The organism is Leptothrix cholodnii SP-6, from assembly GCF_000019785.1.
Taxonomy (GTDB): domain Bacteria; phylum Pseudomonadota; class Gammaproteobacteria; order Burkholderiales; family Burkholderiaceae_C; genus Sphaerotilus; species Sphaerotilus cholodnii.
On record NC_010524.1, the window covers coordinates 1,615,455 to 1,627,281 of the forward strand.

An 11,827-nucleotide genomic window follows, 5' to 3' on the forward strand; every position below is an offset into this window, starting at 1 on the left:
GTGCTTCAGAAGCGGCCTGCGTCGACCACATCGGCCCACGCACCCGAGCCTTGCCGGGCCTTGTGGGTCGCAGCCGGGCGCGTGTTGGCGCGAGGTGCCGTGACGGGCGCTCTGGCTGGCGTGCGGGGGTTCATGTGCGGTTGCGGCTCGAGCGTGCGGACACCGGGGTTGCCGGCTGCCCGGCGGTTGCCGGTGATGACCACGTCGTCATTCTGCAATTGGAAGAACGCCATCAATTCCTGCAATTGGGTGGCTTGTGCCGACAGTTCTTCCGACGTGGCCGACAACTGCTCGGCCGCCGAAGCGTTCTGCTGCGTCGAGCCGTTGACATGCTCCATCGCCTGGTTGATCTGAGTGACGCTGCCCGACTGCTCGCCCGAGGCGGCGGCGATCTCCTGCACCAGCTCGCTGGTCTTGTTGATCGAGGGCACCATCTGTCCGAGCAGCGAGCCGGCCTTCTCGGCCATCTTCACGCTCGAACCGGCGAGCTGGCCGATCTCCTGCGCGGCCACCTGGCTGCGCTCGGCGAGCTTGCGCACCTCGGCGGCGACCACCGCGAAGCCCTTGCCGTGGTCGCCCGCACGGGCGGCCTCGATGGCGGCGTTGAGCGCCAGCAGATTGGTCTGGTAGGCGATGTCGTCGATGATCGAGATGCGCGTGGCGATCGCCTTCATCGCCTCGACCGTCTGCGCCACCGCGGCGCCACCGTCGGTGGCCTCGCGGGCGGCCTGGGTGGCCATGCCGTCGGTCATGTGGGCGTTGTCGGCGTTCTGCTTGACCGAGGCGGCCATCTCCTGCAGCGAGGCGCTGGTCTGCTCGATGCTGGCGGCCTGCTCGGAGGCGGCCTGCGACAGCGACTGCGAGGTGCTCGAGACCTGGTTGGCCGCCGATGTCAGCGACGCGGCGGCCGAGTTGACCTGCGAGATGGTCGACACCAGCTGCGCGCTCATCTGGTTGAGATCGCCCTGCAGGCGCTCGAAGATGCCCTCGAAATCGCCCTCGACGCTGCGGCTGAGGTCGCCGTCGGAGATGCGTGCCAGCGCGGCGCTGAAGGTGTCGAGGTTGCGCTCGGTGCTGCCCACCAGGTCGTTGATGCCGCTGCCCAGCAGCTTGAAGAAGCCGCTGGCCTCGGCCATGTCCAGGCGCTGGCTGAAGTCGCCGCGCGCGGCGCTCTGCACCACCGCCGTGACCGCTTCTTCGAGCCGGGTTTCTTCGGTGCGGTCCTGCCACTCCAGCACCGCGCCGGAACGCCGGCCCTGGTGGTCGTGGATCGGGCTGGCCACCAGGCTGATGGTGCGTTCGCCGAACTTCCACTGCGAACGATGCGGGTCCTGCAGCGACTCGACCAGCTTGCGCTGGTGTGCCGGATTCTTGTGGAAGATGTCGAAGTTCGCGCCCACCACCTTCGATGCATCGAAGTTCGGCAGCACGGTGCGCAGATCGGCCTCGATGCGGCCGAGCAGGGCGGTGACCGACTGGTTGGCGTAGCGGATCACGTTGTCCGAATCGGCGATCAGCACCGCGCTGGGCACGCCGTCGAGCGCCAGGCGGATGCGCAGGTTCTCGGCGGCGGCGTCGGCGGCTTCGCGCAGGCGGGCGCGGGTCTGTTCGAGCGTCTCTTTGATGAAGGCCTTCTTGCCCGGCAGGCACGGCACCTCGCCGCTGAAATCGCCGCCGGCAAACTGCGCCACGAAACGCATCGCCATCTTCTTGGTCTCGATGTGGTTGCGCACCATCGTGTTGACGCCCTCGGCCATCGCGCGGTACTCGCCGGCAAAGCGGTCGGACGGGATCGTCGCGTCGATGTCGCCGCGTTCGTGTTCGGCCGACATCGTGTTGACCTCGGTGATGAAGCCGCGCACGGTGCTGCGCATCTGCTCGACCGACTGCGCCAGCCGGGCCAGTTCATCGCGGCCATCGAGCTGCAGCGGCGCATCGAGCCGGCCCGCCGCGATATCGGCGGAGGCCTTCTGCACGCGGTGCAGCGGGCGCGTGATGCTGCGCGCGATCAGCCAGCTCAGCAGGCCGGTGCCCAGCGCGACTGCCACGCACAGCGCCAGCGACAGGTGGGTCATCGACTCGACCATCTGGCCGACCTGGGTGGTCTCGGCTTGCAGCAGGCCCGCTTCGACGCCGATGAAGGCCTCCATGCTCGCCTGCAGGTCGGCGCTGGCCTTGTCGAACTGCGGCATCAGCGCGTTGCCTTCGGCCGGGCCACCCTTGACGTAGGCCCGCGCCATCGCCACGCCGGTGTCGTAGTAGGTGTCGAAATGCGCGCGCACCCGGTCGAGCGCGGCGAGCTGTTCGCCAGCCTCGCGCGCCTTCAGCGCGGTGCGGAAACGCTCCGTGCCGGCGACGAAGGCGTCCTTGTGCCTGGCGGCTTGGGTGAAGCCGTCGTCCAGGCCGTCCTCGCCGCGGGTGGCCGACACGTCCGACAGGAACTGCTGCACCTGCACCACGTCGCGCTGCATGTCCTTGCCGAGCAGGGCGAACTCCACCGCGGCCGGCACGGCCACCTGCGCGTGCTGGCGCAGGTTGGCGAGCGTGAACGAGAGCCACGCTGCGAAGGCCGCGATCATCAGCACCGGCAGTGCGGCACCCACGAAGAGCTTCCAGGTGATCGACAGGCGTCGGCTCAGGGCCGCGGGGCCGGAGGGCAGGGGGGAATGGGTTGTCATGCTGTTCTCGTGAGGCGGCCGGTGTGCGGTTGCGCAGGAGGGGTGTGGCTGTCGTGCGTCGCGCAGACCCGCGTCGATCAGAAGTTGGTGAAGCAGGCTTCGTCGACCACGTCAGCCCAGGAGCCCGAGCCGTTGCCGGTCTTGGCGCGCGGGTGCGAGGTCACGCTCTTGCGCGCCGGGCTGGCCGTGCTGCGATGGGGCGCGAGGTGGCCGCTGCTCGATGCCCGCGGGCTCTTGGCGACGGCCGGCTTGTTGGCCCGAATCGGCATCGGCGGTGGGGCCGATTCGCCCTGCAGCTGGAAGAACGCCATCAGCTCCTGCAGCTGCGTGGCCTGCGCCGACAGTTCCTCGGCGGTGGCCGAGAGTTCTTCGGCCGCCGAAGCGTTCTGCTGCGTCGAGCCGTTGACATGCTCCATCGCCTGGTTGATCTGAGTGACGCTGCCCGACTGCTCGCCCGAGGCGGCGGCGATCTCCTGCACCAGCTCGCTGGTCTTGTTGATCGAGGGCACCATCTGTCCGAGCAGCGAGCCGGCCTTCTCGGCCATCCTCACGCTCGAACCGGCGAGCTGGCCGATCTCCTGGGCGGCCACCTGGCTGCGCTCGGCGAGCTTGCGCACCTCGGCGGCGACCACCGCGAAGCCCTTGCCGTGGTCGCCCGCACGGGCGGCCTCGATGGCGGCGTTGAGCGCCAGCAGATTGGTCTGGTAGGCGATGTCGTCGATGATCGAGATGCGCGTGGCGATCGCCTTCATCGCCTCGACCGTCTGCGCCACCGCGGCGCCACCGTCGGTGGCCTCGCGGGCGGCCTGGGTGGCCATGCCGTCGGTCATGTGGGCGTTGTCGGCGTTCTGCTTGACCGAGGCGGCCATCTCCTGCAGCGAGGCGCTGGTCTGCTCGATGCTGGCGGCCTGCTCGGAGGCGGCCTGCGACAGCGACTGCGAGGTGCTCGAGACCTGGTTGGCCGCCGAGGTCAGCGACGCGGCGGCCGAGTTGACCTGCGAGATGGTCGACACCAGCTGCGCGCTCATCTGGTTGAGGTCGCCCTGCAGGCGCTCGAAGATGCCCTCGAAATCGCCCTCGACGCTGCGGCTGAGGTCGCCGTCGGAGATGCGCGCCAGCGCGGCGCTGAAGGTGTCGAGGTTGCGCTCGGTGCTGCCCACCAGGTCGTTGATGCCGCTGCCCAGCAGCTTGAAGAAGCCGCTGGCCTCGGCCATGTCCAGGCGCTGGCTGAAGTCGCCGCGCGCGGCGTTCTGCACCACGCCGGTGATCGCCTGTTCGAGGCTGACTTCTTCGGTGCGATCGAGCAGCTCGATCACCACCCCGGTGCGCACGCCGGCCTGGTTGTCGATCGGGCTGGCGGTGAGCGCGAGCGTGCGGCTGCCGGCGAGGGACTCGCTGCGCACCGGGCTGCGCAGGCTGTGCATCAGGTTGACGGGCAGGCCCAGCGGGCGGGTGAGCTGTTCGACCGGGCTGCCGATCACGCGCGCGGCGCTGAAGTTCGGCACCACGCGGGCGATCGCGTCCTCATGGCGGCTGAACAGGGCCTGGGCCGCCCGGTTGGCGTAGCGCGTGGCGCCTTCGCCGTCGGCGATCAGCACGGCGCTGGGCACGCCGTCGAGTGCCATGCGGATGCGCAGGTTCTCGGCGGCGGCCACGGCCGCTTCGCGCAGGCGGGCGCGCACCGGCTCGATGGCGTCGTTGACGAAGCGCTTCTTGCCGGGGAAGGTTTCCAGCGGCGCGTCGAAGTGGCCTTCGCCGAAGGCCTGCACCACCGTCAGCGCCTTCTGCTGCGTCTGCAGGTGACCGGCCACCATCGTGTTGATGCCGTCGGCCATGCGGCTGTAGCCGCCGGCATAGCGCCGCGCATCGATGGTGGCGTCGATCTCGCCGCGGTCGTGTTCGGACGACATGTGGTTCATGTCGGCGGTGAGCTGCATCAGCGTGCCGCGCGCCTGCTCGAAGCGGGCGGCGATCTGAGCGAATTCGTCCTTGCCGGTGGCGTGCACCGGCTGGTCGAGTTCACCGGCGGCGATGCGGCCGGCGTCGGCCTGCAGCTGTCGCGCCGAGCGGCGGATCGAGCCGACGGCGGCGAGGTAGAGATAGAGCGCACCCAGCAGGCCCAGCGCCGACAGTCCCGCCATCGTGGCGCGTTGTCTTTCGACCCGGTCGACGCGAGCCTGCAGCTCGGCGGAGAACTGCGTGACCAGCGTGTCGTGGACCTCGAGCATCCGCTCCTGCACATCGGTGCCGCTGCTGAACAGGGCCAGCGGATCCTGCCGGGCCGGGCCGGCCACGGCCATCGCACGGATCTTGGCGCTGAAGTTTTCGACCGCGGCCATCCCTTCGGCCCAGCCTTGCGGGGCCTGCGCACCGCTGCCGACATAGGCGTCGACCGCGCGCTCCAGGGCGTGCCGGGTGAGGTTCAGCTCATGCTGCTGGGCTTCCAGCCGGCTGATGTCTTCGGGGGCCCAGTTGCCACGTCCGACGGCGTTGACGGCCGTGTCGCGCATCAGTGACAGCGACTCCAGGAACGGCGCCATGCGGTTGAAGGCCGCGTCCTGCAGGAAATACGGCCCGGCGTCCGGTTCGAGCAGGATGCCCGACTTGTCGAGCACCTTGTAGGTCAGCGTGACGGCGTCGTTGCTGATGTCGTCGAACTGGCGGGCCAGTTCGACCGGGCTGCCCTGGGTGCCCGACTGCAGCACACGCTGCATCTTTTCGCGCGTGATCTTCCATTGCGGCGCCAGGTCGAAGGTGCTGTCCGCCGCCACCACCTGGTCGAGCTCGGCCATCTCGGCTTCGAGCTTGCCGCGGCTGTCGGCCAGCATCGAGTCGGCACCTTCCACGTTGGCGTGCACCAGTTGCACCACCGCGCGGTAGGCGTGCAGGGGATCGACCAGGTCGGTCAGCGCATTGGCCAGCGGGGCCGTGGCGAGTTCACCGTGGGTGTAGGCCAGGTCGGCGTTGGCCTTGACGATCACGGTGCCCAGCATCGCCACCAGCGGTACCGTCAGCACGGTGGCCACCAGCGCGAACTTGGCGCCCAGCGTCATGCGCCGCAGCAGCGGCGCCACCGGGGCAAAGAGCCAGGGGCCGCGCTCGGCGGCGGCAACCTTGGGCTTGAAGGACTGTGTCATGGGCGCTCCTGGGCGTCTGGCGGAATGGGGTGTCGCTGGGCCGGGCATCGAGGCGGCGGATCGGTGACTGCCTCGGTGTGCCTGTCGGCTCACTGGATGAACTGGGTTTCGCGTTGCCGGGTGCGGGCCGAGCGGGTCGGCTCGGCCGCGAAGCCGCCGGCCTGAGCGGGTGCGTCGGCATCGAGCTGGTACTGCGCCACCAGGTGCTCCAGCTGCGAGGCTTCGTCGTTGAGCTGCTCGGCGGTGGCCGACAGCTCCTCGGCCGATGCGGCGTTGATCTGCGTCGAGTGGCTGACTTGGTCCATCACCGCGTGCAGCTGCTTGACCTGCTGGGCCTGGTCGCCCGAGGCGCTGGCGATGTCCTGCACCAGCGTCGAGGTGCGGGCGATCGACGGCTGCATCTGCGTGAGCAGCGCGCCGGCCCGCTCGGCCATGCCGACGCTCGACGCGGCCAGCTGGCTGATCTCCTGCGCCGCCACCTGGCTGCGCTCGGCGAGCTTGCGCACCTCGGCGGCGACCACCGCGAAGCCCTTGCCGTGGTCGCCGGCGCGGGCGGCCTCGATGGCGGCGTTGAGCGCCAGCAGATTGGTCTGGTAGGCGATGTCGTCGATGATCGAGATGCGGGTGGCGATCGCCTTCATCGCCTCGACCGTCTGCGTCACGGCGCTGCCGCCTTCCTGCGCTTCCTGCGCGGCGCGCGAGGCGATCTGGTCGGTCTGGCGGGCGCTGTCGGAGTTGTGGTCGACGCTGCTGGAGATCTCCTGCAGCGAGGCGCTGGTCTCCTCCATGCTCGCCGCCTGTTCGGAGGCCGATTGCGCCAGCGACTGCGAGGTGCTGGTCACGTGGCCGGCCGAGGTCGACAGCCGCTGCGCCGCCTCGCGCACCTGGCCGAGCGTGAGCGACACGCCAGCCAGCAGCTCGTTGAGCATCTGGCCCACCTGCAGGTAGAAGCCGCTGCGCCCGCGCACGTCGAAACGGGCGCCGAAGTTGCCGGCATTGGCCGCCTTCGCCAGCTCGCTGAGCGCGGTTTCGGCCGCCAGCTGGTCGGTCATGTCGGCCCACTGGCCGACGCTGCCCAGCGGCGTGCCGTCGGTGGCGGTCACCGGCGTGGTGGTGACGTCGTAGGTGTGGCCGCCCAGCACCATGCGGGTCTGCACCCGCGCGGTCAGCTTGCGCAGGCGGTCGACCGCGGCCTGCGGATCCTTGTAGAACATGCCGATCGAGCCGCCCAGCACGCGCTCGGGGTCGAAGCCCGGCAGCTCGCTGCGGAAGGCCGCCACGTCGCGCCGCAGGATCTGCTGCAGCGCCTGGTTGAGGTAGACCACCGTGCCGTTGGCGTCGGCGATGCGCACCGGCATCGAGGCGGCGTCGAGCGCCTGCTTGATGCGCAACGCCTCCTCGTGCAGCTGGCGTTCGGCCGTCAGGTGGCGCTGTTCGTCGGCCTGGGCGGCCAGTTCGGCGGTGCGGTCATGCCATTCGGTGACGGTGCCGATGCGGGCGCCGCGGTTGTCGAGCACCGGGGTGAGGGCGATGTCGAGTGTCTGGCCGGCGATCTCGAGGCGCTGGGTGTGGGGCTTGAGCAGCTGGTCGAGCGGCATCAGCAGCGGCTTGCGGCCGACGTCGGTGAACAGCAGCGGCAGCTTGACGGCGCCGAGTTCGCCGATCGGCCAGTGCGGCAGTTCGGCGCACACCCGCGGCGCCAGGTTGACGATCAGTTCGCGCAGCGACGGGTTGGCGTAGGTCACTTCGCCGTTTTCGTCGCACACCAGCACGGCGGCGCCGGCGGCGTCGAGCGCGCTGGTGATGCGCGCGCCGATGCGGGCGCAGCGCTGCGCGTCGGCCAAGTCGAAGCCGAGCCGGGTCTGCAGGCGCTGCAGTGCGTGCGGCAGGGCGGCGGCTTCGTCGACACCGGCCAGCGCCGGCAGCGGCTGGTCGAAATCGGCCTGTGCGAAGCGGTCGATCTGCACCCGGCTGTCGACCAGCGTGTGGCGGACGCGGCGCAGCAGGCGTGCACCGGCCCAGCCGGTGAACAGCGCGCCGGCCAGCGGCGCCAGGCCCCACAGCGGCTCGTGCAGCCAGGCGGCGGCGAGTGCGGCGGCCAGCGTCGACACGCCAGCTGCGGCCACCACCGCGGCCTGGGCGCCCAGGCTGCGGCCACCCAGCCAGGCGCGCCGGCGGCTGGCGCGGGCCTCGCCGGCCAGGTTGACCCAGCGGCCCTGCACCAGGCCGTGGCCGTCGACCGCACCCGAGCGCAGCGACTGGTAGATCGGCTCGATGGCCAGCACCTCGTCGCGGCCGACGGGTGTGCGCACCGACAGGAAGCCGCTGATCGCATCGCCCTGGTATTCGGGCGTGACGTGGGCGCGCACCCAGTAGTGGTCGCCGTTCTTGCAGCGGTTCTTGACCAGCCCGGTCCACGGCAGGCCGGCCTGCAGCGTCGCCCACATGTCGGCAAACGCGGCCTCGGGCATGTCGGGGTGGCGGATCAGGTTGTGCGGCTGGCCGATCAGCTCGGCTTCGCTGTAGCCGCTGGCCCAGAGGAAGTCGGCGTTGACCCAGCTGATGCGACCCTTCGCATCGGTGCGGGATGCGATGTGCATGCCCGCGGGCAGGGCCAGTTCGCGTTGGCTGACAGGCAGGTTGCTGCGCATGATTTTGGGTTGGCTATGGGGTGGGTCAGTGGGTCGTCTGGGGATGGTGGGCGCCGCCACGCTGCACGGGCGGCGTCACGTGGCTCATCAGGCTCGGGATGTCGAGCACCAGCGCCACTTCGCCGCTGCCCAGGATGGTCGAGCCGGCGATGCCCGGCAGCTGCTGGAACACCCGCCCCAGCGGCTTGAGCACGGTCTGGTGTTCGCCCAGCAGGCGGTCGACCAGCAGGCCGACCTTGCTGGTGGCGGTGCGCACCAGCAGCATGCTCTGGCGTGCCGGCGGCGCGCTCCTGAGCTGGAAGCAGGTGCGCAGGTCGACGTAGGGCAGCACCTCGCCGCGCAGGTCGAAGCAGCCCGACAGGCGTGGGCCGACGCCACCGCTCGCACCGGCACGGCAGGCCGGCGGGGTCTCGATGCACTCGACCACGCCCTCCAGCGGCACGACGTAATGCACGTCGCCGATGCTGGTCAGGAAGCCGTCGATGATCGCCAGCGTCAGCGGCAGGCGGATCTGCATCGTGGTGCCGCGGCCCACGGTGCTGGCGATCTGGATGTGGCCGCGCAGTGCGTCGATGTTGCGCTTGACCACGTCCATGCCGACACCGCGCCCGGAGATGTCGGTCACCTTCTCGGCGGTCGAGAAACCCGGCGCGAAGATCAGCAGGTTGACCTCGGCGTCGGTGAGCACGGTGTCGCCGTCGATCAGCCCGCGTTCGATCGCCTTGGCCAGGATGCGCTCGCGCGCCAGGCCGCGGCCGTCGTCGCTGACCTCGATGACGATCTGGCCGCTCTCGTGATAGGCGTTGAGCGCGAGCTTGCCGCGCGGGTTCTTGCCGCTGGCGGCGCGCTCGTCGCCGCCTTCGATGCCGTGGTCGAGGCTGTTGCGCACCAGGTGCATCAGCGGGTCGGCGATGGCCTCGACCATCGACTTGTCCATCTCGGTGTCGCCGCCGGTGATCTCGAGTTCGACGTCCTTGCCCAGCGCCTTGCTGACGTCGCGCACCACGCGCTGGAAGCGCGCGAAGGTCTCGCCGATCGGCACCATGCGCAGGCCGAGCGCGCCGTCGCGTGCCTCCTGCACCAGGTCGTGGATGCGCAGCGCGGCTTCCATGAAGGCCGGTGACTGTTCGCGCTGGGCCACCAGCTCGGCACCCGAGCCGGCGATCACCAGCTCGCCGATCAGGTCGATCAGGTGGTCGAGCTTGTCGGCGCTGACCCGCAGGAAGCGGGTGTCGTCGCCGCGCCGGTCCTTGGCGCCGGCGCGCCGTTCGCTTTCCTTGCGCCGCTCGCGCTCGCCGTCGCGGCGCTCGATCGCCACCACCGGGGCGCTCTCGGGTGGCAGGTCGGGCGTGTCGGCGGCCGGGTTCGATCCGGTCGGCGGCAGGGCGTTTGCCGCAGCGGCAGGCACCGCCGGACGCAGCGCCAGCGGCACGCCCTGGGCCAGCCACCGCTGCAGCAGCGCCTCGCGTGCGTCGGCATCGCCGCCGCTGCGCTGGTCGAGCAGGCGGTCGTAGTCTGCGGCACTGGCGTCGGGGGCGAGCAGCTGCAGCGAGCAGTCGTCGAGCACGAACTCGAAGACCTGTTCGATGGCCTGCCGGTCGGCCGAGCTGGCCAGTCGGATCTCGAAGCCGAGGTGGCAGTGCTCGGGGTCGAGCTCGGCCAGTTCGGGCAGGCTGTCGCAGACCGTGTCGATCGCGGCGACCGTACCGACGGTGTCGAGGTAGCGGATGAACGACAGCGGGTCGAGGCCGTTGCGCAGCGCGTCGCCGCCGAAGCGCAGCGACAGGTGCCAGAGCCCGGCGCCGGCGGCCGGGGCGACGGGGGTGTCCGGCGCGCCGTCATGCGTGGCCGCGCCCAGCGGCGCCAGGCCCATCAGGGCGCGCAGTTCGTCGGCCTGGCGCTGGCTCATGGCCTGCACGTCGGCGTCGCACAGTTCGAGGGTGCCCCGATCGGCGCGCACTTCCTCGAGCAGGCGGCCCATCTGGTCGCGGGCCTGCAGCAGGGCAGCGAAGATCGCTTCGCTGACGGCCAGTTCGCCGCTGCGCAGCGCCTCCATCAGGGTCTCGACCTCGTGCGTGAAGCCGACCACCGCGTCGCAGCCGAACAGGCCTGCGGTGCCCTTGATGGTGTGGGCGGCGCGGAAGGCGGCGTTGAGCAGCTCGAAGTCCTGCGGATCGGATTCGAGCCCGAGCAGCGATTCCTCGAACTGCTGCAGCAGCTGGTCGGCTTCTTCGAGGAAGCCCTCGCGTGCTGCGGCCAGGATGTCGTCGTCGGTCATGACTGTGTCTCGCGTCGGTCGCCGGGCGTCGGGGGGCTGTCGAACAGGGCCTGCAGGCCGTAGGTGCGCAGGACCTCGCGCACCACCGGGCTCAGCGCCTCGAGGTGCAGGCGCCGGCCGCTGCGCTGCAGCTGCAGGCGGGTGGCCAGCAGCAGCTGCACGCCGGCGCTGTCGCAGCCGTGGATCTCGTGCAGGTCGAGCGCGAGGTCACGGCCGTCGGCCTGCCCGAGCGCATCGATCAGCACCTGGCGCTGCTCGGCGGCGGTCTGGATGCACAGCTCGCCGCCGAGGGCGAAGGGCAGCGCCGGCTGGCCGTGTCCGGTGTCCATCGCCGGGCCTCAGACGCAGAGCTTGTTGACCGCCTCGACCAGCTGCGAGGGCTGGAAGGGCTTGGTGATCCAGGCGCGTGCCCCGGCGGCGCGGCCCTCGGCCTTCTTGGCTTCCTGGCTCTCGGTGGTCAGCATGATCACCGGCGTGAACTTGTAGGCCGCCAGCGCCTTGATGTGGCGCAGGAAGGCCAGGCCGTCCATGTTGGGCATGTTGACGTCGCAGACGATCAGGTTGATCTTCTGGCCGGTCAGCTTGGCCACGGCATCCTTGCCGTCGCCGGCTTCGACCACGCTGTAGCCGGCCTTCTGCAGCGCCAGCTTGACGACCGTGCGAAAGCTGCTCGAGTCGTCGACGACCATCACGGTTTTGCTCATCTCGTTCACCCCTTGAAGTAGTTGCCCACCATCTCGACCAGCTTGGAGGGCTGGAAGGGCTTGGTGATCCATGCATTGGCGCCGACGTCGCGGCCGGCCTGTTTCTTGGCGTCGCTGGTTTCGGTGGTCAGCATGATCACGGGCGTCCTGCGGTGCTTGACCGTGCCGCGCACGTGGCGCACGAAGCTGATGCCGTCCATCTCGGGCATGTTGACGTCGCAGACGATCAGGTCGATCGGCTGGGCGTCGAGCTTGCGCACGGCGTCGCGTCCGTCGCTGGCTTCGACCACGCCGTAGCCGACGCGCTTGAGCGCCAGCGTCACCACGGTGCGGAAGCTGCTGGAGTCATCCACCACCATCACGGTATTGCTCATCGTTT

Annotated in this window: 7 protein-coding genes; all 7 read right to left on the bottom strand. The window is 70.2% G+C overall.

Annotated features, from left to right (window positions below; all coding sequences use genetic code 11):
- Nucleotides 1-5 precede the first annotated feature (5 nt).
- The 7 genes from LCHO_RS22700 to LCHO_RS07665 all read right to left on the bottom strand — a co-directional run bounded on the left by LCHO_RS22700 (nucleotide 6) and on the right by LCHO_RS07665 (nucleotide 11,822).
- Nucleotides 6-2,678, bottom strand: a complete 2,673-nt coding sequence (locus tag LCHO_RS22700; protein ID WP_012346560.1) for a methyl-accepting chemotaxis protein — start codon at nucleotides 2,676-2,678, stop codon at nucleotides 6-8.
- Between the two features lie 77 nt (nucleotides 2,679-2,755).
- Complete coding sequence (locus LCHO_RS22040; protein ID WP_012346561.1) at nucleotides 2,756-5,815, bottom strand: methyl-accepting chemotaxis protein; 3,060 nt, start codon at nucleotides 5,813-5,815, stop codon at nucleotides 2,756-2,758.
- A gap of 89 nt (nucleotides 5,816-5,904) precedes the next feature.
- A complete protein-coding gene (locus LCHO_RS22045; protein ID WP_012346562.1) occupies nucleotides 5,905-8,466 on the bottom strand; it encodes a methyl-accepting chemotaxis protein in 2,562 nt (853 codons plus the stop codon).
- A 25-nt stretch (nucleotides 8,467-8,491) separates the two neighbouring features.
- Complete coding sequence (locus tag LCHO_RS07650) at nucleotides 8,492-10,744, bottom strand: chemotaxis protein CheA (RefSeq protein WP_012346563.1); 2,253 nt, start codon at nucleotides 10,742-10,744, stop codon at nucleotides 8,492-8,494.
- Nucleotides 10,741-11,073 (bottom strand): STAS domain-containing protein, encoded by a 333-nt coding sequence (locus LCHO_RS07655; protein ID WP_012346564.1) that lies wholly within the window; start codon nucleotides 11,071-11,073, stop codon nucleotides 10,741-10,743. Before LCHO_RS07655 ends, LCHO_RS07650 begins: the two co-directional genes overlap by 4 nt.
- A 9-nt stretch (nucleotides 11,074-11,082) precedes the next feature.
- Nucleotides 11,083-11,448 carry a response regulator gene (locus LCHO_RS07660; RefSeq protein ID WP_012346565.1) on the bottom strand — a complete coding sequence of 122 codons (366 nt, stop codon included), beginning with the start codon at nucleotides 11,446-11,448 and terminating at the stop codon, nucleotides 11,083-11,085.
- 5 nt (nucleotides 11,449-11,453) lie between these two features.
- The gene (locus LCHO_RS07665; RefSeq protein WP_012346566.1) at nucleotides 11,454-11,822 is read right to left on the bottom strand and encodes a response regulator; all 369 of its coding nucleotides are present in this window, start codon (nucleotides 11,820-11,822) and stop codon (nucleotides 11,454-11,456) included.
- Nucleotides 11,823-11,827 lie beyond the last annotated feature (5 nt).

Excerpts from the sequence above, each read along its gene's own strand:
- LCHO_RS22700 (WP_012346560.1), bottom strand. The coding sequence starts at position 2,678 with ATGACAACCCATTCCCCCCTGCCCTCCGGCCCCGCGGCCCTGAGCCGA.
- LCHO_RS22040 (WP_012346561.1), bottom strand. The coding sequence starts at position 5,815 with ATGACACAGTCCTTCAAGCCCAAGGTTGCCGCCGCCGAGCGCGGCCCC.
- LCHO_RS22045 (WP_012346562.1), bottom strand. The coding sequence starts at position 8,466 with ATGCGCAGCAACCTGCCTGTCAGCCAACGCGAACTGGCCCTGCCCGCG.
- LCHO_RS07650 (WP_012346563.1), bottom strand. The coding sequence starts at position 10,744 with ATGACCGACGACGACATCCTGGCCGCAGCACGCGAGGGCTTCCTCGAA.
- LCHO_RS07655 (WP_012346564.1), bottom strand. The coding sequence starts at position 11,073 with ATGGACACCGGACACGGCCAGCCGGCGCTGCCCTTCGCCCTCGGCGGC.
- LCHO_RS07660 (WP_012346565.1), bottom strand. The coding sequence starts at position 11,448 with ATGAGCAAAACCGTGATGGTCGTCGACGACTCGAGCAGCTTTCGCACG.
- LCHO_RS07665 (WP_012346566.1), bottom strand. The coding sequence starts at position 11,822 with ATGAGCAATACCGTGATGGTGGTGGATGACTCCAGCAGCTTCCGCACC.